This window comes from Anaerospora sp., from assembly GCF_032013335.1.
Lineage (GTDB): Bacteria > Bacillota > Negativicutes > Sporomusales > DSM-15969 > Anaerospora.
This window is the reverse complement of the sequence record NZ_DALZUO010000029.1, coordinates 18,542-42,219: the sequence shown is the minus strand read 5'-3', so window position 1 is coordinate 42,219 and position 23,678 is coordinate 18,542. Positions and strand designations below refer to the sequence as shown.

The following is a 23,678-nucleotide window of genomic DNA, read 5'->3' as shown; positions in this document are numbered from 1 at the left end:
TTTTTTATTTTTCCAGCACAGCTTCAATATAATCCAGCGCTTTTTGTACTTCTGCCACAATCTCAGGACAAAGCTCATAGGGTGTCTTGCCTTGAAAATCAGCCTGAACAGCGGATGGGGCATAGCCAATAGCAGCAATTAGCGGCATTGGCAGCAGTTCTTCTTTCAGAGCTGCTACATGGTCAGGTGCCACTTTATTGGCAACAGCGTATACCCGCTCAATACCCAAATCTGCTGCCAGCCTGGCAACTGTCCGGGCTGTTGCCATACTGCGCTGCCCCGGCTCTACGACAACAATAAAAGCATCCACAGCCTGCGCCGTACCACGTCCCAAATGCTCAACACCAGCTTCCATATCCACAATAATCGCTTCATCCCGCTCTACCATCAGGTGATTAAGCAAGGTTTTAAGCAGCGTGTTTTCAGCGCAGGCACAGCCTGAGCCGCCTTTGCTCATATTGCCCATTTGCAGCAGCCGTACTCCGTGATGGCTGACGATATACTGCTCTGGTATATCGCTAACCCGGGGATTGAGGGTAAACCATTGGCCTGGCTCTCCTGGCTCAGCCCCCGTTCGCGCCTTGATCAGCGCTTTATCATGGGCAATTGTTCGTGCCTGGGCCAATTCAGCTGCAGTATAGCCTAGCGCCATCCCGAGATTTGCATCAGGATCGGCATCCACGGCAAGCACCTGAACACCCTTTTCCGCAAGCAGACGGCATAAGATACTTGCTATTGTGGTTTTGCCTACACCACCTTTACCGCTGACTGCAATTTTTAATCCTTTAACCGGCATAATGAATCCCCTCTCTTTGTGGAACAGGCAAGCCCAGCTCCGATCTTTTTTGATCGATGCGGTCCAGTAGTTCTTGTGCAGCTTTAACCGGATCAGGCTGATAAATCAATTTGCCGCCAAATACTTCATCTGTAGTTACACTACCGGCTGAGCGGTCATTGCACAACACAGCGGAGACAAAATTCGATCCACCTATCTGCGGATTTACGCCGACATGCACATCGACTCCACAGGCGATAAAGTAAGTACCGATAGACATCGCTTTCGGACTATGCGTTTCCGGACAGCTTCCTACTACGGGCAGCTGACGGATTGCTACGCCCAGGTAGTCTGCCACTGCCTTCAGCAGGTTGGCAGGGCGGGAATTATCTACACAGCTTCCCATGTGCAGAGCAGGCGGCAATGCAGGCAGCCCCGCTGCTTTACCAAGAGCGATCAACACATTTCGCAGTTCCTCTCCGCAGTAATCCAGGCCGCTTATGTTCATTAAGCCGTGTTTTCCCAGCGAGTGAGCAGCACAGCCGGTAGTGACCACCAGAACATTATTGCGCATCAATTCTTTTGCCACCGTGACATTGCCGAAGTCTTGCTTTTCCCGGGGATTGGTACAGCCCACAAGTGCAGCTACTCCCCGGACAGCCCCGCTTGCAATGGCATCGACCAATGGCTTTAAAGGCTGCTCGCTGTCGAGCTTCGCCAATACTTCCAGGATTTGTTCTACAGAAAAACCGGCATAGGCTTCAACTGTTTCTTCTGGAATCGCCACCCGGCTTGCATCACGACGAGTATAATTTTGAACAGCAAGGCGGACAATTTGCTCGGCAGCATGATCGGCCGTCTCTGGATGAAACTCCACATGAGTAGCGCCGGGAATTTTCACATCTCCCATGGTCGTAATAATCTTCGTATGATAGCATTCGGCTACCTTTTGAATCCCTGGCATAATACACTGAATATCAACAACCATCGCTTCTACAGCGCCAGTGACGATAACCAATTCCTGCGAAGAAAAGCTGGAGGCTACCGGCACGCCCAGGCGCATAAGCAGCTCGTTGCCTGTACAGCAGACACCAACAACATTAATTCCTTCGGCTCCCACTTTTTCGGCTTCCCCGTTTAACTTGCCTGCCCATTCGACGATCTTCTCCGATAACATTGGCACATGACCATGGACGGCAATATTCACCATTTGCGACTGCAGGACACCCATACAATAGTTAGATTTAACAGCCCTTGGCGTACCAAAAAGAATATCCTGCAAGTCAGAAGATAAATGAAGACCGGCAAAACCGTCAACTAACCCCATTGTAATAGCACCAAGCAGGAGATTGAGTGGATCGGCATCGCAGCCCATAGCTCCTCTCGTTACGGCCCGGGAGATTTCCAAATGCGCATTAACGGGTGTTAACCCCAGCTTATCCCACGTTTCTCGCGTCTTTCCCTGCGCTCTGATGTTCACCCAGTTCATTGCACCTTGCTGCTTCTGAAAATCTTCCAAGGCCTTAAGAGCTACTTCCCTTGCTATTTCAGAGGTCTCTCTGTTTTCGGTGGCAATTCCTAGTTCACCGGCTATTACCAGCAGCTTATCGATTCCTTTAATCGTAAAGGGAGTTTTCCCTTCGGCTGTTGCCAGCAGTGCAAGAGCAACCTCCCGCCCGTGCTCGGCATGTGGAGCGGTACCGCTGACCAGGGCAGCTAAAAAATTGCGGGCCACAATGGTGTGAACATCCGCTCCGCAGACTCCACGCTGGGGCTCTCGCCCATTGGGCAGAATCCGGCAAGGCCCCTCCAGGCAAAGGCGGCAGCATACTCCCGAAGAACCAAAACTACATACGGGCGTCATCTTCTGTGCACGGTCAAAAGCTGTTTCCACAGACTCCTGCCGGGCTTTCTCTACCAGTTGTTGTACACCGCTATCAATACTAATGTCCTGAGCTTCCCGCAGTGCCATATAATCCCCTCCTCAAATAAAAAAGTAATAGTAATGACTTACTATTACTTTATCACCGGCTTAACAGGAATACTGTCGGCAAGCAGACATTTTTCAAATTTTCCGTCATTTAAATATTTCGTTTTACTCCTGCCAAATCTTTAAGTATAACAATCTTTTTGTCTATTTGGATAATCCCCTGCTTTTGTAATCCATTAAAAAAAGCACTGACCGTTTGGCGGGAGCAGCCCACTAGTGTGGCAATTTCCTGATAATTAAATCCCAAATCCACACTTACTCCTTCAGCAATTTGATTGCCGCGCTGTTCAGCTGTTTCAATCAGAAACTGACGCAGTCTTTCACTCACATCTTTAAAGGCCAGCTTTTCGATAATATTAAAGGTGTTCTTCAGCGAATCACCTAACACTCCTGCTAAGCGAAAGCTTAGGGCCGGTACTTCCAGCACCAGGGAGCGAAAGGACTGAATCGGTACAAAGATTACTTCACACTCTTCCAGGGCTTTGCCAAATGTTCGTGTATGCCCACTGAAAACATCTCCCTGCTCCAGTACAGTAACAGTAAACTCCTGTCCGTCAGGATGAATAACATAAACCCTCATCCTGCCGCGGGCAAGAAAATAAATGAATTGGTTATGCTCACCCGGATGAAATACCGTCTCCCTTTTCCGGAACGTCTTCCGGGAACAATTAATCAGATGGCTTTCTAGTTTATTACCGTCAATCTCGGCAAATAGTGGACTATCCTGAAATTCTGCTATCCTACGCATAGGCCCTCCTGCTACTCTGCTTCCCTTCTATTATACAAGCCCGTGGCGCAATACGTAAGATAAAAGAATTATTCCGTCATATACGGTCCAGATTTTCACACAGGGTCAGGCCAAGTATCTCCTCCGGGCTTTGATGTTCCCGATTTTGGATCAGTGCTGTCTCAGCATGGGCTAATACGCCCTTGTAGGTAACCAGACTGCGCCGCAAATAGGCATCTCTTCTGCAGGCCTCTTTTACGCCGCTGTTTGCAATGGCAAGCAGGTGGGGCAGAACGACTGCGGCATAGGCACAGGACGTAGTATGAGGAACCGCACCGGGAATATTATCAACCCCATAATGAACAACTCCATCAACAATATACGTAGGCTCATCATGGCTAGTAGGCCGGTATGTCTCGACAGCACCGCCGACATCGGCACTAATGTCCACGATCACTGAACCCTTTTGCATCAATTTGAGCATATTCCGGGTTATCAAATGATCCTTCCTGTGCTTGGGCCATTTGACACAATTAATAATCAAATCAGTAGTTGGCAGCAAGTCGGCTATGTTTTGGGAATTAGAAAAAGCGGTGTGTACGTTTTTCGGGAAAATATCACCACATTGGCGCAATACCCCGATATTAATATCCATGAGCGTGACTTTGGCACCAAGCGATGCCAGAATATCAACAGCGCCTTTGCCAACAACTCCCGCTCCCAGCACGATAGCATTAATGCCGGGCGCACCACCGATACCGCCTATGAGTTTTCCACTGCCTCCATACAACGTCGTTAAACAGACTGCGCCCATAATAGCTCCCAGTTTCCCGGCAACCTCACAGTTAGGAGAACCGTACCGGTGGCTGTCCTCCGCTGCAAAGCCGATCATTTTTCCAGCCAGCATGGCGTCTACTTCCTCCCGGTTGGCGGCAGGATGAAAGCAGGCAAGCATGATTTGGTTTTCCCGAATCAGCGAATATTCTTCCGGAAATAGCTCTTTCACTTTTGCTACGATTTCACTTTCTCCATATATTTCTTCCATGGTTTCCCGTATCTGGGCACCGGCACTAACGTATTCTTTATTGGAGAAACCAGCTAATGTGCCGGCATCTTTTTGAACCAATACCGTATGCCCATTGCGGCAGAATTCGGACACGCCTGCAGGAGTCATGATAACGCGCGCCTCACCATGCTTGTTTTCCTTTAACACACCCAGTATCATTGTTCCTCCCCCTCTTTTTGTTATTCGCCCTGCTGGTTTACGGCACTATTGGCCTACTCCTTTACGAATCAAGGGCTGATTGGCATACCACCATTTCATTACCCTGGCAAGAATCAGAAAGAACAACAAGTACGCAAAAGCAAAACCTAAAAATGTTCCGATCTGCCCGGTGGATAATAGAATCGGACCAAATGTGATTACCATAATATCTATAGGCGACGTCAGCGGTGCACAGATAGCAGTATCCTCAAAGGTTTTCGACTTTCTGTCAGGATCAACAATTCTGGACAGGATAAAGCTGTTTGCATACACTCCGGTCAAATAACCAAATACAAACATCCCCCGCTCGAACCAGTCTTTATTGTTCATTCGGGGAGCGAGGAATAAAAAAGAGCCAATAATCAATACCATGCCAAATAACAGTAAAGTAGCCAATGGCCATGCATATTTAATAATGATGGATAGCTTGATTGCCGTAACACCAAAAAAGATCAAATAATCCGAAGCACAACCTGCAATGCTTGATGTTACCTTATAATCAATGTACTTTTTAGCTCCCACTTTCTCCAGAAGTATAGAAAATAGCAGAGCGACTAAAAAAGCACAGGAAAACGACGGAATTCCCAGATCATACAGCTTTGAAATATAACCGGCCAGCATGTATCCCAGCCCGGCAGGGAGCAGTAAAAAGGACATATGCCAGGCCAAGGAATCCAGACTAATTTCTGAAATGGTTTCCTGGCCCATGCTCTCTCTTTTCTCTGCCGGAATCAAGCCAGTCTGCAGTTCTTTTGGGAGATCGCCAAAATCGGTGATGTAGTTGGTAATTCCCTTTTTCGTCGCCCACTTAATTAGCAGCATACCGCCGAAAATACCAGTTAATATCCCCACCGTAGCGGAAGTGATGCCTAAGTCGGTTGCATCTGCCCAGCCGTATTTGGCAAAAGTAGAGCCTATCGCAGCAGCAGTACCAGGTCCACCTGCCCAACCGGCCCCGAGCAGAAAACCAAAGCCGGGATGCAAGTCTGAAAAAACCTGACTCAACACATACAGCGAAAATAGAATTGGCAGCGTATATTGCAGCATGTAAGAGGATTCACGAAAGCACAGGTAGCTTCCGATACGCTCTACATCTTCCTTCCAGCCTTTAGTTGACATATTTAGGCCGCGAATTCCCATCGAAACAAATACAATAATAATTAATAAACCCGAATAAGAGCCTACCTGATTAGAAAAAGGAACCAGATTCAAAACGCTAGGTCCACAAATAAAACCCAGCAGTCCGGCAATTAGACTTGCCGGCATAAAAAATTCCTGAAAAATCCTAACCTTAGCCCGCAGCAACTGACCAACTAAAATAAAGCCGCTGGCAAAAGCCAGATCCATCAGCAGGCTGTATACGTTGTATGACATACTTTTCGCCTCCTCCTTTTATGGACTGCCCCTCCATTCAACGATTCCATTTCTATTTCTCAGACTGTTCATCTCCCCCTCTGCACTGAAATTGTATAGCGCTTTACAAAGTATATGAATGTTGTCATTTATACATTAATACTATTTTTGTAGTTATAACTACATTCAATGTTCTAACTGGAGAATGGGGCTCTTATAATGAAGCAGGAGAAAGTTTCAACGAAAGCGCAGGTGCCCAAAAAGAATGAAACAAGCTGTAACAGTGACAGACAAAGATGCATTTATCCAGCTTATCCAGTCTAAGCAGGAAGGCTTCACCAGCGTATATAGAAAACTAGCAAACTTTGTTCTTACTAATTTTGTTGATGTAGCCTTTATGAAAGCCCAGCAATGGGCCATGGAGGTTGATACCTCAGAAGTCTCTGTTATTCGCTTTGTACGTTACCTGGGCTATAAAGGTTTTACGGATTTCTCAGAGAACATGAAACAAATTATCCGCAATGAAATGACCATGACCAAATATGCGGAAATAGTAGTTAAAGAAGGCCGCAGAGGCCCCGACATACTCATGGATATTATCAAGGCGGAAGAGCGAAATTTTAATGAGCTGATTGCAAAATTCTCACCGGAGGTTATGTCCAGTGTGATTGATTTGCTGGGCAGGACCGAACGGGTAATTGTCCTGGGGCTGCGCTCCTCCGCAGCATTAAGTGATTACTGCAGCTACATGCTGGTTCGGGCCTTGGCTAAGGAAGTAATTACCATCAATGCCGGAGGAGTGCATACTTTCGACGCCATCCTGCCCTGGCTGGACAAAGAGGCTGCTGTTATTGTATTTGGCTATCCCCGCTATCCGGCAAGGACAATGGAAATCGTCGAACATTTGAAAGCTCTTAACTGGCCTGTTATTGCGATAACAAATGATGAATTGTCACCCCTTGTCCCTTTTGCGGATTATGTAATCTATGCTCCCGCTCACTCGGTAGCCTTTACCGATTCAATGGGAGCAGCTGCCGTTGTCATCAACACCATGATCGTTGAATATATAAACAAATTTCATGATCAATCGCTGGATAGGATCAAACGCTTTGAAGCACTCGCAAAAGAAAAACAATATTATTGGAAATAAATAAAGGCACTTCACATTTACGTGAAGTGCCTTGCGCTGTATTCCCTCTGTATGATAAAGGCTTCCTTACAGAATCCCAAACTTGGCAAAAGCCTCGGTAGCACTCATGCCTGCCTCGATTGCCTTGCGTACAAGTTTTTCCCCGGCAGCCTTTGCCAGCGAACGTTCTATTACCTCATCGGCTGCGGCCTGAGGAATAACTACCACCCCATCAATATCACCAAAAATGATATCGCCATTCTGGATGGTCACTTGACCGATTTCAATGGGACAACGAAAATCTACTACATTGGTGCGGATACTGGAATCCTGCGCCCAGCAGCCTTGACTGAATACCGGCCAGTTCTGAGCGAGCACCTGCGGAGTATCCCGGTGCCAGCCGTCAAGAACAGCTCCTGCTGCGCCGCGCATTCTGGCCGTAGCAGTTAACAGTTCTCCCCAAAGGGCACTGTTGTGCGCACCTGTAGCTACAAAGATTTCATTTTTCTGCAATTGATCCAGTGCCTCAGTCAACAGGCCAAAAGGCTTTTTCTGCGGGCCGAATACATCATGCTCCAGCACGGTGCAAGCCTTGCCCGCCAGCTTCATATCGTTTTGCAGTGGACGAATATAAGGAGGCATAAACTGATGGGTAAATCCCATCACATCCAAAATATCGCCAACTACCGGCGTATAGAGCTTTTCTTTCATAAGAGCAAACATTTCGTTCTCATTTTTCCACATGGGTCCCATGCTCCTTAACCTCTATTTCTTGCCTTTACGGTAAAAAGTATTCTCAAGCGGCAGCTTTGTACGAAATACTCCATCTAATTTGTAATACGCTCCCTGGCAGGCCGGAGCAGTGGGAACAGTAGCCAGTTCCCCTACCCCTTTGGCGCCGTTGGCAAATCTTCCATATTGCCCTGTTGTCAGCATAATAACATCGATCTGCGGAGCTTCCGTTGCGCGGAATAAGCCGAGCGTCCCATATTTTGCCTGAGGGTAGCCGCCGACTAAGGGATAATCCTCTGTCAGGCCATATCCCAGACCCATCACTACCCCACCTTCAATCTGCCCTTCCGCCGACTTCGGATTGACAACCTTCCCCAGATCCTGGGCAACAGTAACTCTTATCACTTTTCCCTGCTCATCCAGTTCGACAACCTGCGCAGCATAACCGTAGGCGACATGGCTTACAGGAAATTCTTTATCGCTTCTCATTGGGTCTGTATCTGTCATATACTCCGCATAAAACTCCCGCCCATCCAACTCCTCAAGAGTTTTCCCCTGCGACAGCTCTGCTTTTATCAGTCGTGCAACTCTTGTCACCGCTTCGCCTGTTACCAGCGTTTGGCGGGAGGCAGTAGTTGTTCCCGCATTTGGTGTGCGAAACGTATCAGGAGGCTCTACAAGCACCTTTTCCGGTGTTATTCCCGAGGTCTCACAAAACATTTGCAAAATAATAGTAGCCATTCCCTGGCCAATGCAGGCTGCACTGGAGCGAACATGGGCAATTCCTTTTTCAATTGAAACCTTGCACCGGCTGGTATCAGGAATGCCTACTCCAAGACCGGCATTTTTAAAGCAGGAGGCAATACCGGCATAGGGTGCTTTTTCATACACTTCTTTTACCGCTTCAAGGCAGTTGGCAATACCGGTAGTCTCATCGGCAATCTGACCGTTAGGCAGTATTTGACCGGTGCGGACAGCATTGCGATAGCGAATTTCCCAGGGAGAGATTCCAACCTTGTCAGCCAGCAAATTCAGACTACTTTCCATCGCAAAGGCAGACTGGGTAACGCCAAAGCCCCGAAAGGCTCCTCCTGGTGGGTTATTGGTGTATACCGTTCGGCCAACAACATGAAAGTCTTGAAAATTATATGGCCCGCCTGCATGAGTACACGCTCTCTGCAGTACAGGACCGGCAAGAGAAGCATAGGCACCGCAATCAGACAGTATATTAAATTTGGCTCCCAGAATCTTACCGTTTTCATCGCAGCCTACTGTACAGTCTATTTCCATGGCATGACGCTTAGGATGGATAAGAATACTTTCTTGGCGGGAGAATTTAATTTTAACCGGTTTCTTGATCAGCCAGGCAGCTAATGCAGCATGATGCTGCACGCTCATATCCTCTTTTCCTCCAAAACCGCCGCCTACCAGACAAGAATGCACGTGCACCTTTTCGTCGCGCAGGCCTAAAAGCCTGGAGATTTCATGCTGTTCATCATACACACTCTGTCCGCCGGAATACACAAGAACACCATCATCCCCTTCCGGCATCGCCAGAGCACATTCAGGCTCCATAAAAGCATGCTCCGTAAAAGGCATGGAATAATGCTCGCTAACAACGTGCTTTGCTTTGCTGATCGCTGCATCGGCATTGCCGCGGTTTAAGATTTCTTCCCTAAGCAAATTGCCCTGGGCATGAATCAGCGGAGCATCCGCAGCAAGCCCCTGCTCCGGCGATGTAACCGGAGGCAGTTCTTCATAGTCTACCTCAATCAGGCTTAGCACTTCATCAAGTGTTTCTTGAGTGCGGGTGACCGCAATAGCCACCGAATCTCCTACATACCGGGTTTCCAGTCCAACTGCAATCAGCGTATCCCAATCCTGTACAAGATGACCGCACTTTACCTGACCAGGAATATCTTCCGCCGTAATAATCCTCACTGCATCGGGATGTGCTTGGGCCTGTTCAGTGCGAATCGCTTTCACCAGCGCTCTTGGATATTTTGTGCGCAGTGCTTTCCCATACAACATCCCTTCCACAACCATATCATCTACATATATACCGGTTCCCAACGTTTTTTCTACCGCGTCGACGCGAAAAACATTTTCACCCAGCTTTCCTGTAAACACCGGAGCAGGAATTTCTTTATTTTCCCGAAAAAATTCTGCTGCCAACAAAACAGCATCTTCAATCTTCACATAGCCAGTACAGCGGCAGATATTGCCACGCAGCGCCTTTTTAATTTCTTCCCTGGTCGGAGTAAGATTGGTACTTAAGAGGCCTTTTGCACTCATTACCATACCTGGTATACAGAAGCCGCACTGTACCGCACCGGCGTCAGCAAAGCAATACGCATAGACCTCTTTCTCCCTTACAGACAACCCTTCTGCAGTAATAATCTTCTTGCCCTCAAGCTTCCCCAACGTGAAGAGGCAAGCCCGAGTTGCTTTTCCATCTATTAGCACTGTACAAGTACCGCAGGCTCCTGCACTGCAACCGTCCTTAGCAGAGGTCAGCCGCAGATCGTCGCGCAGAAAGTCCAGCAATTTCTTGGTATCTTTTGTTGTACGAATCTCTTGTGTATTTACAAAAAAAGTAGCTATAGGAATCACCCCCTTATTTGCTTTACAATATTCCTGTTCGAAATGGGCTGCGCTGCAGATATTGGCCGTCAGCCTGAGAAGCGATCAATTGGCCTTCGCAAGCTGCTAAATGCCCCCGTAAATAAACATATTTCGCCCGTCCTTTTTGAACAAAGCCTTCAAACGGCGAATAGTCTACACGCTGTGCTTGAGTTTGAGCCGAAATAATGCCTTCATAGCAGGGATCCCATACAGTAATGTCAGCATCACTTCCTACAGCAATTGTTCCTTTCCGGGGATAGAGGCCAAAAACCTTGGCCGCATTTGTGGCGGTAAGCGCCACAAACTGATTCAGATTTATTCGTCCACCGGTAACTCCATAGGTGTATAGCAGGCTCAGCCTGGTTTCCACTCCCGCCATGCCGTTGGGAATTTTGCTAAAGTCATGTAGGCCCAATTCTTTCTGGCCCGTAAAATTAAACGAACAATGATCAGTTGCCACCGTATCAAGCATATGATTTGTCAACCCTTGCCAAAGAACAGGCTGATTATCCTTGCTCCTTAGCGGCGGCGAAATTACATATTTGGCTCCTTCAAAGCCATTCTGATTATAATAACTCTCATCGAGCAGTAAGTATTGCGGGCAAGTCTCAGCATATACTGGCTGCCCTTGACGTTTCGCTTCCTCCACTGCTGCCAATGCACCGGCGCAGGTAAGATGGACAACGTATAAGGGCGCGCCCGCCATCCTGGCAAGCAGAATCGCTCTCTTTGTTGCCTCTTCTTCTACAAGGGCAGGACGGGAAGCAGCATGATAGCGGGGCGCTGTCTGGCCCTGGCTTACAGCTTGGCGCACTAATGTATCAATAACATCTCCATTCTCGCAATGGAGGCACAGAATTGCTCCACATTTGGCAGCTTGCTGAAATGCTGCTAATAATGCACCATCATCAACTTGCAGGACATTTTTGTAGGCCATATACAATTTAAAAGAAGATATCCCCTGCTCCTCAACCAGTACTTTCATTTGCCGGGCAATTGCCTCATTCCAATCTGTAATTGCCATGTGAAAGCCAAAATCGGTATAGCAATTTCCCTGCGCTAAGCTTTGCCAATTGCTTAAGCCCTTCCCAAGGGACTCACCTTTAAACTGTGTGGCATAATCAATTATCGTAGTTGTTCCCCCGATAAGTGCCGCCTTACTGCCGCTGGTAAAGCTGTCGGCTGTACGCATGGTACCAATGGGCAGGTCAAAATGAGTGTGCGGATCAATGCCGCCAGGAAAAAGGTAACAGCCGGCAACATCGACCACTTCATCACCCGGTTGGGCAATGTGATGACCAATAGCGGTTATTTGTTCCCCTTCCAGGCGTACATCAGCGTAATACGTATCAGCGGCAGTAACAACCGTACCGCCTGTTAATAAAATGCCCATGGTTTTCACTCCTCAATAATAAAAGCAGCGTGAAACCGACCTTCCCAGCCAACCATGTGAAACTTTCATGGTTACTTTATGGGGATGGCCGGCATCATGCTGCTTTGCATACTAACTATACTATTACGGATATACGTGAGTTCCGGTTCGCCCCGCAACTGCTTCTTCCAAAGATTCCGGATTGGTAATAATGGCTTTCTTGCCGCCCTTTTCCAGGAAGCTGATGACCGCCAATATCTTCGGCAGCATGCTGCCAGGAGCAAAATGGTCTTCTTCAACGTACTGCTTTAATTCTGCAAGGGTTATTTCATTTAATGGCTTTTCATTTTCCTTACCATAGTTAAGATAAACCTTGGGAACACCAGTAGAAATAATCAGCAGGTCTGCATTAATTTCAGCCGCCAGCAAGCTGGAAGCAAAATCCTTATCAATAACGGCATCAATTCCTTTTACAGAACCGTTTGCCTGCTTGACAACGGGAATACCGCCGCCGCCTGCACCAATTACACAATAGCCTTCCCGGATAAGTAATTTAATAACGTCTTTTTCCAAGATTTCCTGCGGGAGCGGCGAGGCCACCAGACGGCGATAGCCGCGGCCTGCATCATTAACAAGCGTCCAGTCAGGATGCTGTTCTCGCAGAAGCTGGGCCTGCTCCTGGGTATAAAAGGAGCCTATTGGCTTAGTGGGCTTTTGAAACGCAGGATCATCCGGTGCCACTGCAACTTGCGTAACAATGGTAACCGCCGACTTTTCCAGTCCCCTGTTCTTAAACTCATTATCCATTGCTTGTTGGATCTGGTACCCTATGGCACCTTGTGTATCAGCCCCGCAACTGACTAACGGAACATGATGCATACCGGCCACCTCACTGGCAATTTCAGAGCGACGCAGGATGAAACCAACCTGCGGACCGTTGCCATGTGTAATGATGACCTCGTATCCCTGCGCAATCATGCCGGCAATATGTTTTGCCGTTTCACAGACGGCATCATATTGATCTTCAACCGTCTGTCGGTCATTGTCGCGGATGAGCGAATTGCCGCCTATCGCTACAACAGCCAGCTTATTCACAGTTATCTACCACCCATTAACAGAGTCATAACACCCTTGGCAGTATGCAACCGATTCTCTGCTTCATCATATACGATGGAATGAGGGCCGTCAATAACTGAGTTTTCCACTTCGTTATTGCGGTCTGCCGGCAAGGCATGCATATACATAACATCTTTATCAGCTGTAGCCATTTTTGCTTCTGTGCATTTCCAGCCGCGCTGCGCCATCAGCTTGTCGTCAACTACCTTTGATGCGCCGGTAGTAGTCAGGCCGGTCTGATCATTCACCCAGCTTCCCCAGTTTTTCGGAATAACAATATGCGCACCTTCATAAGCTTCTTCTTCATTATTGGTAACGGTAACCGTTCCGCCGTATTTAGCCGCATTGGCACGGGCCTTCTCGATAACCCAGTCCGGCAGCTCCCAGCCTTTGGGATGAGCAAGCACAACGTCCATGCCATAGCGTGGGAAAAGCAGCAGCTGTGTTACAGGAACGGAAATCGGTTTCTTATGACTTTCGGCATAAGCCCAGATGATGGATACTTTTACCCGTTTGAGATCACCGATTTTTTCTTTCATGGTCATTAGGTCCGCTAAGCCTTGCATCGGATGATACAGGTCGCACTGAAGATTCATAATTGGCACAGTTGCATACTTAGCCATTTCTCTTAAGTACTTATTGCCGATTCCCCAGTTGCAGTACCGGCAGGCAATACCATGGCCAAAGCGGGACAGGATAATAGCCGTGTCCTTTTCTGTTTCTCCATGAGAAACCTGCATCGTAGAGCCATCCAGGAATCCGGCGTGACCGCCTAATTGGGCGAGCCCTGCTTCCATAGAATTGCGGGTACGGGTGGATTGCTCAAAGAATATCAGGAAAGTAGTTTGGTTTTGCAGATAAGGAGTGGCCATGCCCATAGCGAATTTTTTCTTTAAATCCATGGAAACGTCAATCATTGTATCGACTTCTTCTTTTGTGAAGTCTTCCAGATCAATAAAATGTTTTCCTCTGAAAATAGTTTGCATCGTTATTTCCTCCTCTAATTCTCCTGTTATTTAGCACACAGCTTATTTAACCAGATTAGCAGTGCTTTCCGGCATTTGGGCTGCGTATTGTTTGACGTATACAGAAGGAATTACTGCATACAGTGCTGCCGCTTGAACCAATTCTTTTTTCCAGGTCCGTTCATTGGGAGCATGGGCCTGGTCTTCATGTCCAGGGCCAAAACCAATGCACGGAATACCATAGCGGCCCATAATGGACACGCCGTTAGTGGAAAACGTCCATTTATCAACTTGTGCAGGCTTGCCAAACAGGTTGTGATAAGAGTCCTCCAGCGTATGGCATACAGGATGGCCATCCTCAATCAACCAGGTAGGGAAATAGGCCTCTGTCGGATAAACCAGACCTGTATAGGAAGGTCTTTCATACGCATACATTTCCACCGTTGCACCGGCAGCTTTAACGGCAGGCAGGTTGCGAATCTGACTTAACGCCAATTCACCGTCTTCACCGGCAGTCAGGCGGCGGTCAATCGAAATCCAGCAGCTGTCGGCAACGGCACACCGCGACGGGGAAGTATGGAATATTTCCGATACGGTAAGACTGCCTTTACCTAAGAAGGCATGATCCTGCAAATTCTCGTGCAAGGCACGCAGTTCAGTGAGAATCGGAGCCATCTTATAGATAGCGTTATCGCCGCGCTCCGGTGCCGACCCATGGCAGCTAATGCCTTGCGTCGTAACCTTGATTTCCATGCGGCCCCGCTGCCCGCGATAAATTTTGCCGTCCGTCGGTTCGGTAATAACGACAAACTCAGGACGCAGCTTGTATTCATTCAAAATATACTGCCAGCACAGGCCGTCGCAATCTTCTTCCTGTACGGAGCCGACTACTACCAGGGTATAATCATCTTCCAGTTTCAAATCTTTGATGATTTTTCCGGCATAGACCATTGCGGCCATACCGCCTTCCTGATCACTAGCACCTCGTCCAATAATGATTTCATCGTCTTCATACCCCTGATAGGGATCATATTTCCAGTTATCACGATTGCCAATACCAACTGTATCGATATGTGCATCCATTGCGATAACATGCTTACCATGGCCAATAAAACCAAGAATGTTGCCCATAGGATCAATTTCAATCCGGTCAAAGCCTACTTTTTCCATCTCTTCTTTAATGCGCTGAATAACCTTTTCCTCGTTGCAGCTTTCACTGGGAATTGCGATCATATCCCGTAAAAAGCGGGTCATCTCAGGTTGATATTTTTCGGCTAAATTCAGTACTTGCGTAAAAGTTTCTTTCAAAGCTTTCTCTCCTCTCCTTAGCTGCTATTTTTATCTCTAACGCCTTGGCAGACGAAAGATTCAGGGCAGTTATGAAGAACCGGAGCCACCGACTCACGGGGACGGTTCTCCTGAGTCAAACAAAAGATGAGATTGCCACGCTGTCGCTCTCTATGACAGCAGGGCTGGCGCATACATTCATGCTCCTCCGCTTTGGGTGGCATCAGTCCCTGTATGGGCAGTATCTTCTGTACCATTTAGCAGGGCATTGAGCAGAATAGCAGCAACACTACCGGCAGTAATACCGCTGTGAAGAATAACCTGCGCCCAGCTTGGGAAGTTGTGATAGAAGTTCGGAACAGCCAGCGTAATCATGCCAACACCAAGACTGATTGCGACTACCATGATATTGTGTGTGCCGTCAAACTTGACTTTAGACAGCGTTTTGATACCACTGGCAGCAACCATGCCAAACATGGCAATACCAGCTCCGCCAAGCACTGCATTTGGGATAGCGGCAATAACAGCGGCCAGCTTGGGGAACAGTCCGAGTACGACAAGAATAACACCGGCAGCAGCCACGACAAACCGGCTCTTAACGCGAGTCAGTCCGACAAGGCCTACATTTTGCGCAAAAGCGGTGTAGGGGAAACTATTTAAAATACCGCCAAGCAAGGTGGAAAATCCATCGGCACGCAGGCAGCGGGTAAGGTCATTTTGGGTAACCGGTTTTTCAATAATCTCACCAATCGCGATACAGTCGCCGGTTGTTTCGGTCATAACGACCAGCATAACCAAAACCATTGCCGCGATAGAAGCAAAGTCAAAGACCGGCATTCCAAAGGCAAAAGGAGTTGTAATGCCTAGCCAGGCCGCATTGGGGACTTGCGAGAAATTGACCATCCCAAAGAAGCCGGAAATAATGGTGCCAAATATCAAGCCTAAGAGTACAGCAATGTTACTTAGGAAGCCTTTAAAGTAACGGTAAAAGAATAAGACCAATACCAACGTTATCAGGGCAATAAGGATGTAGCTGGCGTTGGCGAAATCCTTGGCAGCTGGATTACCGCCTCCGGCCCATCTCACTGCGACCGGCATAAGTGTAATACCGATAACGGTAATAATGGTTCCTGTAACAACGGGTGGAAAAAACCGGAGCAGTCGGCTGAAATAAGGGCTGATCAGATAAGTTACAATACCAGCGACAATGATTGATCCGTAAATACCCGGCAATCCATGAGTCTTGCCAATAATAATCATTGGTGTCACTGCCGCAAAAGTTACCCCCTGAATAATGGGAATCCGAATCCCCATATTCCAGAATCCTACTGTTTGAATGATGGTGGCGATACCGCATGTAAACAAGTCTGCATTAATCAGGTATATAAGCTGTTCCCTTGACAAACCTAGCGCATTGGCAATGATCAACGGTACCGCTACCGCACCTGCGTACATGGCCAACACATGCTGTAATCCATAGGTGAATAGTTGACCTAGAGGCAACATTTCATCGACTGGGTGACGAACTTTCTCTTCCTGCACTTAGACTCACCATCCTCTTTTAATTCAACCTGCTTGAACTTCTTTAGTACCGGCTCGCGCCACCTCCTTTTCGTTATTTCTCGCTCTATCTAACAAAAAACATATATTGCAAATTTTGTGCCAACTTTCTTAACATAATGATTATTCAGTTTAATTTACAAAACAATCTGCTTGCCTTTCCTTTTCCAACGCTGCTTTTCCCAACAAAAAAGACCGCTATTTTATTCTATGCGGTCTTATCGCTGGAGGTGCAGTCAAATTAGTTTTACCTTCTGCCTGATGACCGAAAGATACATCAACAACTCTTACTGCATTCATGCGTTTTCGTCGTTCAAAAGGCTTATATTTCAGTATCATAATGAGACTTTCATATCTTTTCGAGATTTCCCTGGAATCCCGGCGATCCCCACCTCCGGGCATACTCTTTTTAGTCTCATTATGAGATTTTCTGCTCAATGCGTCTATCGTCTTCTAAGAGAAAAACTTGCGCTCAGCAATGTGATATTCTTTTATTTTCCGGTATAAGGTTGCCCTGCTTATTCCTAAAATCTTAGCGGCATTGTCCTTATTGCCCTGAGCAACAGCCTCCTCGAGCGCCTTGGTTATCGCTTCCCGCTCTAGCACCTTAAGGTTGAGGGAACCACTGGGCACTTCGATTTTTTGCTCGATTTTTATGCGCTTAGGCAGCACTTCGGAGCTGATATATTCACCGGTAGTCATCGTGACGGCATATTCAATGACGTTGGCTAATTCCCGCACATTTCCCGGCCAGGAATAGCGGCTCAAAATGGCTGCGGCATCCGGCGTCATTCCAGCTACATGCTTGCCTAACACGCCGCTGTAATAATCAAGATAATGCTGAGTCAATAAGGGAATATCCTCCTTGCGTTCCCTGAGCGACGGTATGCTCAGCGGAATGACATTCAAGCGATAATAAAGGTCTTCCCGGAACTCACCGGAAGCAACCATTTTCTCCAAATCGCGGTGAGTCGCGGTTATCACTCGCACATCTATAGGCGTAGAGCGGGTGCTGCCGATCTTCTCTACCCTCTTTTCCTGCAATACCCGCAGCAATTTCACTTGCAAATGGAGTGGCATATCGCCGATTTCGTCTAAAAAGACAGTCCCATTATGGGCGAGCTCAAACTTACCTAATTTACCACCCCGCCGGGCACCGGTAAACGAGCCTTCTTCATAGCCAAAAAGCTCGCTTTCCAGCAGGCTTTCGGGAATAGCACCGCAGTTAATTGCAATAAAGGCGTTGTTTTTACGCTTGCTGCTCTGATGAATTGCCCGGGCCAGCAGTTCCTTGCCGGTACCGCTTTCTCCCTGGATCAGCAGCGTCGAGCTGCTGGCTGCCACCCTGGTAGCCAGTTCTTTCAATTCCCGGATACGCCCGCAATTGCCGATAATCTGGGAAAACTCCGTAGCAATATCACTAACCGTAGTATCCTGTACAAGCCGTTTGATTTGATGAACATCCTTCAGAACAATGACCGCGCCTTCTACGGCCTTCCCCGTGATAATTGGCAAAGCATCGCAATACCACTGAACATTGCCATGACGGCCCTGTACCTGCCCGGAAAAGACCTCGCCTTTTTCAATGGCTTTCCAGAGTTTTTTATCATCCATAATCTGCGTCAGTTCCACAGACTGACCGGCTGCAATATCAGCAAGCTTAGCCCCGATCTGATTGTGGTGAATAACCCGTTTGTTCTCGTTCACCACTAAAATGCCATCATGCAATAGATTTAGCACTGTCACTAATTTACGTGACAGTGCTTCTCTCCTCTTATCCTGCCCGTGCTGGTCAATCTTTCCCGAAATCAGATCCGCCATCTTCTCCAAAAACCGGAGCAGCGAATCCTTTCTCTCCAGTACACGCTTAGCTTGCTCCACATCAAAGCCAATCAATCCGATAACGCCCAGTGTCTTATCTTCCAAGCGGATCGGAACGACCACCTCGGCCGTTTCCGAGCACTTCCCCCACAAGGAACAGGGGCGGCAAAGCGGATGCTGTCCAGGCTGATCAATCACTACCGGCTGACCTGTTTCTACTACATGAGAATATACAAAGCCTTCTAGCTTTTGACTACAGCCTTCTTTATAACGACCCGTTCCGGCGACGCGGATCAAGTTCTCATCGGCTATTTCCACCTCAATTTGCAAGGCTTCGGCAATGGCCTCAGCAGTCTGTTGAACAGTCTCCTGAATTTCGCGGAGGGAATACATCAGATCACCTCTAGGACCCGTTTAGTTCTATTTACTACTTCGCTGGGAGCTGATCTTTTCCTGCTTCTATCTGTTAGGAGACCTTATCAATTCGTTAGACTGCCTTATAGATGCTCATAGGAGGAGTATTCACCATCCCACACAATTGATTGATATTTCCCCGGATCAGTATCCCCCTCTGTACTGAAGAGCAAAATAGTGGAATCTGCAGTTAGCCCAAAAGCTGCTTTCGCCTCTTCCCAGCGTCCGTCTGCCAGCAACACGCTCAAAAGGCCCATGGTAACAGCACCTGATTCACCGGAAATAATCCGGCTGTCCGAGCCTGACGGATTGCCGAGAATCCGCATCCCTCTGGCCGCAACCCAGTCGGGGCAGGCAAAGAACAGCTTGCTGTAATCGCGCAATACATCCCAGGCGATTTGATTGGGCTCACCGCAAGCCAGACCGGCCATAATCGTATCCATATGTCCGCCAACATTTTGAGGTTTTCCGTCTTCAGCCAGAGCCGATTTATACAGGCAAGCAGCCTGATCAGACTCTACGATAGCCACTGCCGGGCTTTTCTCCCCATATACCTCTTTTAAATATCCCTGTACCGCTCCGGCCAGCGATCCCACACCGGCCTGCAGCAGCACATGGCTGGGACGCTCTACACCCATTGCCTGCAGCTGTTCCACCGCCTCGGCAGCCATTGTCCCGTAGCCCTGCATAATCCAGGTCGGAATCTGTTCATAGCCCTCCCAGACCGTATCCTGTACGACTACCCAGCCGTGCTTTTTGGCCTTTTCATCGGTCATTCGCACCGCATCATCATAGTTAAAATCGGTAATGCAGGCCTCAGCCCCTTCGGCCTGAATATTCTCCAGCCGTTGAACAGACGATCCTTTAGGCATATACACGATAGCCTTTTGATGCAGCTGCCTCGCGGTCCAAGCTACACCGCGGCCATGGTTGCCATCAGTAGTAGTAGCAAAGGTAATGTCACCAAGCTGTTTTTTTACTTGAGGCGAGATGAGGGTACTGTACCCAAGCTCGGAGATATCCGCCCCCAGCCGCTGTGCCAGATAGCGTGCAATGGCATAAGAGCCGCCCAAAACCTTGAAAGCATTTAATCCGAACCGGTAAGACTCATCCTTTACATACACACCGGCAACCCCCAGCTTCTGAGCTAAACAAGCCAGACTGCGCAGCGGCGTAGGCTGATAAACAGGAAAGCTTTGATGAAATTGCTTTGCTTTATTAATTTCTTCACAACTCAAAAACTGAGTTGCTGTTCCTGATTTGCATTTTTGCATCGTGTTCATTTTCCAGGAAATAGTGTGGTTCATATTTGGATTCCCCCTTGTTAATGGTTATTGACTGGTTAAAATGCAAGTATCGCGCCAACATCTTGCTAAACCCGAATTTTTGGTATAATTCTTGCATAATTTTATAGTGACATTAACAGTCAGGGAGGAGAGCAAAACATGGGAGATCATATGAGACCAGTCCCGTTTCGGGAATTAGTTGCTCGCATTTTTGAGGAATATGCTGCCGACCGGTCAATTTTTTCTTTGCCTCAAACCAATTTTTTTCGCAAGCAGGGAAATAAACGGGTTTCACTGTTCGGTGAGTGGTGCGAAACGCCGCTTGGTCCCGCTGCCGGCCCCCATACCCAGCTGGCTCAGAATATTGTTACTTCCTATTTGGCAGGAAGCCGGTTCATTGAACTGAAAACCGTTCAGGAAAAGGAGCCCCCTGTCGACAAACCCTGTATTGATGCTGAAGATGAAGGCTTTAATACCGAATGGTCCAGTGAATACACCGTTGAAAAAGCCTATGAGGAATACATAAAAGCCTGGATACTGCTGCATTTAATTGAAGAAGTTTTTGAACTGCGCACTGGCTCTACACGGTCTTTTCTCTTTAACATGAGCGTCGGCTACAACCTGGCCGGTATCCAGACCCCTCGCATGGATGCCTATATCAACGGGTTGATGGATGCATCAACGCATTCCTTCTTCAATAATTGTCTCGACGAATTATCTCTATTGCTTAAAGACGGAATATTCCTGAAAAACTCAGGTCTCATAAATCGTCTGCCCCATTTACGGCAGCTGCCTGAGCAAATTGATCCTCATATTTGCAAATCGGTAACCCTGTCAACCATGCACGGCTGCCCTCCAGCAGAGATCGAAAAAATTTGTGCCTATATGCTAGCAGAGAAAAAACTGGAGACTTATGTCAAGCTTAACCCTACTCTGTTATCCTTCCCGGTTGTCCGCACTACTCTTGATCAATTAGGCTTTGATTATATTACACTTTCTGAAGAATCCTTCGACCACGATCTCAAATACAGCGCCGCCATTCCAATGCTTACGCGCCTGCAAAAACTGGCTGCCGATCAAGGGAGATTCTTTGGCGTTAAATTGACCAACACCCTTGGGTCCGTTAATTTCAAAAACAAGCTGCCAGGCGGCGAAATGTATATGTCCGGCCGTTCCCTTTTCCCACTTTCCATACAATTGTCCACTAAAATCTGCCAAGAGTTTAACGGTAATTTACCGATATCCTTCTCAGCAGGCATCAGCGAACATAACGTAGCGGATCTCTTTGCCACCGGTATACGTCCTATTACACTTGCCACAGACCTCTTAAAACCGGGCGGCTACAACCGGATGTCGGCAATCGCCGCCAAACTGGAGCAAATGGACGGCTGGGAACAAACGAGCATTCATGTAGACAAAGTAGCTGACCTGGCTGAAAAAGCACTAAAAGCGGATTATGCCCAGAAATATTACCGGGGCAGTAAAAAGGTTGCTATAGACGGCAAACTGCCTCTCTATGATTGTGCCGTAGCCCCCTGTAGAACCGCCTGTCCGATCAGCCAGGATATTCCTGAATATATCCGCTTAGTTGGCGAAGAACGCTACGCCGAAGCACTGGCGCTAATTTATGAAAAAAATGCTCTCCCCTCTATTACCGGCCACATTTGCGATCATGCCTGCCAATATAACTGTACGCGCCTGGATTATGAAGGAGCCGTACTCATCCGGGAAGCCAAACGCATTGCTGTTGTGAAAGGCTATGAGGAATATCGCCGGCAGTGGAAATTGACCACAAAACCACGAGGAATAAAAGCAGCCATACTGGGCGCAGGTCCGGGAGGGCTGGCCTCAGCCTATTTCCTTGCCAAAGAAGGCTTTGATGTTACCGTCTTTGAACAGCGCGAATCGGCTGGCGGCACACCACGTCACATTATTCCCCAGTTCCGCATGAGCAGTGATGCCGTGGCCAGCGATGTCAGCTTCATTCAAGACCACGGGGTGCATTTTATCTTTCATTGCGATCCCTCCCTGACAATCGACAAACTGCAAGCAGACGGCTATCAACATATTATCGTTGCAGTCGGTGCCGGAGCAGAAAAGCCCTTTCCTTTACAGCGTGAGGGCGTTCACCGGCCTGTTCTCTCCGCTCTCGAATTTTTAGACCGTTTCAATCATCAGCCTAAATCTCTCCAATTAGGCAAACACATCGCTGTTATCGGTGCAGGAAATACGGCAATGGATGCCGCCCGCAGCGCGCTCAGAGTACCGGGCGTAGAAACGTGTACCGTTATCTACCGCCGTACTCAGAAAGAAATGCCTGCTTACCAGGAAGAATACGAGCTGGCATTGGCTGATCAAGTCCAGTTTCACTTTCTCTTAAATCCGGAGCAGTTCAATGCTGACGGAAAACTGGTCTGCCGGGTGATGAAGCTTGGTGAAGCCGACGCTTCAGGCCGCCGCAGGCCGGAACCAACTGATGAATTGCGTATGCTCCCGATAGATACCGTTATAACTGCCATCGGCGAAGATATTAACACTGCTTTGTTAAGGCAAATCGGTGTTACCGAAGCTGCGCAGTCCGGTGTATACGTAGTTGGCGATGCCTTAACTGGTCCTGCCTCCATCGTTAAAGCAATTGCCGACGCCCGTAAGGCCGCCGACTCCATTTGCCAAAGCCTCGACACCTCCTGGCAGCCAGCCTCTTCGCATTGCAGTAAAGCAACCACCCAACAGGTGGAGGAAATCGCCAATAAAAAGATTGGCCTTACCTGGCAATCGGATGTTAAAATTGAAGGAGAACGTCCCGCCGAAGCAAGTGTCGGCAAACGGGAGTCCAGCCGCTGCCTTGAATGCAGCTATGTCTGCAATAAGTGCGTCGAAGTGTGCCCCAATAGGGCTAATCTGGCTATTCCTATGACTTCAGATGCATATGCTAATTTCTACCAGATTGTCCATCTTGACGCTTATTGCAACGAATGCGGCAACTGCGCGACCTTCTGTCCCTGGAATGGCAAGCCCTATACCGACAAAGTTACGCTCTTCAGCCTGCGAAAGGATTTTGAAAATAGCCGTAACCCCGGTTTTCTGGTAGAAGAAAACACTGTATCCATCCGCCTCGCAGATGGGCTGTATACGATCGAACTGACCCAGGGACGCCTGCCCATTGCTGGAAATAAAGACTTGAGCAAAATGGTAGAAATTTTTAATGAGCTATACAGTAAGCGGCCAGCCCTTTTTGGCCCTGTTGATGAATAGGAGGAAT

Annotated in this window: 16 protein-coding genes; 2 read left to right on the top strand and 14 right to left on the bottom strand. The window is 48.0% G+C overall.

The window, feature by feature from the left end; translation table 11 throughout:
• Positions 1 to 4 precede the first annotated feature (4 nt).
• The 5 genes from RTR76_RS17880 to RTR76_RS17860 form a co-directional block, all read right to left on the bottom strand.
• Entirely contained in the window at positions 5 to 796 is a 792-nt protein-coding gene (locus tag RTR76_RS17880) for an AAA family ATPase (protein WP_312523360.1), read from the bottom strand.
• A complete protein-coding gene (gene cooS, locus RTR76_RS17875) occupies positions 786 to 2,747 on the bottom strand; it encodes an anaerobic carbon-monoxide dehydrogenase catalytic subunit (protein WP_312523358.1) in 1,962 nt (653 codons plus the stop codon). The genes RTR76_RS17880 and cooS overlap by 11 nt, the downstream gene beginning before the upstream one ends.
• A gap of 109 nt (positions 2,748 to 2,856) precedes the next feature.
• Positions 2,857 to 3,513: a Crp/Fnr family transcriptional regulator gene (locus RTR76_RS17870; RefSeq protein WP_312523356.1), complete on the bottom strand. Its 657-nt coding sequence runs from the start codon at positions 3,511 to 3,513 to the stop codon at positions 2,857 to 2,859.
• Positions 3,514 to 3,589: 76 nt separating this feature from the next.
• Entirely contained in the window at positions 3,590 to 4,717 is a 1,128-nt protein-coding gene (locus RTR76_RS17865) for an alanine dehydrogenase (protein ID WP_312523354.1), read from the bottom strand.
• Between the two features lie 45 nt (positions 4,718 to 4,762).
• Positions 4,763 to 6,130 carry a sodium/glutamate symporter gene (locus RTR76_RS17860; protein ID WP_312523352.1) on the bottom strand — a complete coding sequence of 456 codons (1,368 nt, stop codon included), beginning with the start codon at positions 6,128 to 6,130 and terminating at the stop codon, positions 4,763 to 4,765.
• 244 nt (positions 6,131 to 6,374) lie between these two features.
• Here RTR76_RS17860 and RTR76_RS17855 point away from each other — a divergent pair, with 244 nt between their 5' ends.
• Positions 6,375 to 7,259 (top strand): MurR/RpiR family transcriptional regulator, encoded by an 885-nt coding sequence (locus tag RTR76_RS17855; RefSeq protein WP_312523350.1) that lies wholly within the window; start codon positions 6,375 to 6,377, stop codon positions 7,257 to 7,259.
• Positions 7,260 to 7,325: 66 nt separating this feature from the next.
• Here the strand turns inward: RTR76_RS17855 and RTR76_RS17850 are convergent, their stop codons facing one another.
• The 9 genes from RTR76_RS17850 to dpaL all read right to left on the bottom strand — a co-directional run bounded on the left by RTR76_RS17850 (position 7,326) and on the right by dpaL (position 20,437).
• Entirely contained in the window at positions 7,326 to 7,982 is a 657-nt protein-coding gene (locus tag RTR76_RS17850) for an RraA family protein (protein ID WP_312523347.1), read from the bottom strand.
• Between the two features lie 21 nt (positions 7,983 to 8,003).
• Positions 8,004 to 10,583, bottom strand: a complete 2,580-nt coding sequence (gene xdh, locus RTR76_RS17845) for a selenium-dependent xanthine dehydrogenase (RefSeq protein WP_312523345.1) — start codon at positions 10,581 to 10,583, stop codon at positions 8,004 to 8,006.
• A gap of 13 nt (positions 10,584 to 10,596) precedes the next feature.
• Entirely contained in the window at positions 10,597 to 11,988 is a 1,392-nt protein-coding gene (gene hydA, locus RTR76_RS17840; protein ID WP_312523342.1) for a dihydropyrimidinase, read from the bottom strand.
• A 123-nt stretch (positions 11,989 to 12,111) separates the two neighbouring features.
• Positions 12,112 to 13,062 carry a carbamate kinase gene (arcC, locus tag RTR76_RS17835; RefSeq protein WP_312523341.1) on the bottom strand — a complete coding sequence of 317 codons (951 nt, stop codon included), beginning with the start codon at positions 13,060 to 13,062 and terminating at the stop codon, positions 12,112 to 12,114.
• Positions 13,063 to 13,064: 2 nt separating this feature from the next.
• Positions 13,065 to 14,069, bottom strand: a complete 1,005-nt coding sequence (locus tag RTR76_RS17830; protein WP_312523339.1) for an ornithine carbamoyltransferase — start codon at positions 14,067 to 14,069, stop codon at positions 13,065 to 13,067.
• A 42-nt stretch (positions 14,070 to 14,111) separates the two neighbouring features.
• Positions 14,112 to 15,356, bottom strand: a complete 1,245-nt coding sequence (locus RTR76_RS17825; RefSeq protein WP_312523334.1) for a YgeY family selenium metabolism-linked hydrolase — start codon at positions 15,354 to 15,356, stop codon at positions 14,112 to 14,114.
• 177 nt (positions 15,357 to 15,533) lie between these two features.
• Positions 15,534 to 16,841 carry a nucleobase:cation symporter-2 family protein gene (locus tag RTR76_RS17820; protein ID WP_312523399.1) on the bottom strand — a complete coding sequence of 436 codons (1,308 nt, stop codon included), beginning with the start codon at positions 16,839 to 16,841 and terminating at the stop codon, positions 15,534 to 15,536.
• 507 nt (positions 16,842 to 17,348) lie between these two features.
• Entirely contained in the window at positions 17,349 to 19,109 is a 1,761-nt protein-coding gene (locus tag RTR76_RS17815; protein ID WP_312523330.1) for a sigma 54-interacting transcriptional regulator, read from the bottom strand.
• 104 nt (positions 19,110 to 19,213) lie between these two features.
• On the bottom strand, positions 19,214 to 20,437 hold the full coding sequence (gene dpaL / locus RTR76_RS17810; RefSeq protein WP_312523320.1) for a diaminopropionate ammonia-lyase: 1,224 nt from the start codon (positions 20,435 to 20,437) through the stop codon (positions 19,214 to 19,216).
• Positions 20,438 to 20,575: 138 nt separating this feature from the next.
• Between dpaL and ygfK the strand changes: the two genes are divergently transcribed.
• Entirely contained in the window at positions 20,576 to 23,671 is a 3,096-nt protein-coding gene (gene ygfK / locus RTR76_RS17805) for a putative selenate reductase subunit YgfK (protein ID WP_312523313.1), read from the top strand.
• The last annotated feature ends 7 nt before the right edge of the window (positions 23,672 to 23,678 follow it).

Coding starts and splice junctions, on each gene's coding strand:
- RTR76_RS17880 (WP_312523360.1), bottom strand. CDS start 796: ATGCCGGTTAAAGGATTAAAAATTGCAGTCAGCGGTAAAGGTGGTGTA.
- cooS (WP_312523358.1), bottom strand. CDS start 2,747: ATGGCACTGCGGGAAGCTCAGGACATTAGTATTGATAGCGGTGTACAA.
- RTR76_RS17870 (WP_312523356.1), bottom strand. CDS start 3,513: ATGCGTAGGATAGCAGAATTTCAGGATAGTCCACTATTTGCCGAGATT.
- RTR76_RS17865 (WP_312523354.1), bottom strand. CDS start 4,717: ATGATACTGGGTGTGTTAAAGGAAAACAAGCATGGTGAGGCGCGCGTT.
- RTR76_RS17860 (WP_312523352.1), bottom strand. CDS start 6,130: ATGTCATACAACGTATACAGCCTGCTGATGGATCTGGCTTTTGCCAGC.
- RTR76_RS17855 (WP_312523350.1), top strand. CDS start 6,375: ATGAAACAAGCTGTAACAGTGACAGACAAAGATGCATTTATCCAGCTT.
- RTR76_RS17850 (WP_312523347.1), bottom strand. CDS start 7,982: ATGTGGAAAAATGAGAACGAAATGTTTGCTCTTATGAAAGAAAAGCTC.
- hydA (WP_312523342.1), bottom strand. CDS start 11,988: ATGGGCATTTTATTAACAGGCGGTACGGTTGTTACTGCCGCTGATACG.
- RTR76_RS17830 (WP_312523339.1), bottom strand. CDS start 14,069: ATGCAAACTATTTTCAGAGGAAAACATTTTATTGATCTGGAAGACTTC.
- RTR76_RS17820 (WP_312523399.1), bottom strand. CDS start 16,841: ATGTTGCCTCTAGGTCAACTATTCACCTATGGATTACAGCATGTGTTG.
- RTR76_RS17815 (WP_312523330.1), bottom strand. CDS start 19,109: ATGTATTCCCTCCGCGAAATTCAGGAGACTGTTCAACAGACTGCTGAG.
- dpaL (WP_312523320.1), bottom strand. CDS start 20,437: ATGAACCACACTATTTCCTGGAAAATGAACACGATGCAAAAATGCAAA.
- ygfK (WP_312523313.1), top strand. CDS start 20,576: ATGGGAGATCATATGAGACCAGTCCCGTTTCGGGAATTAGTTGCTCGC.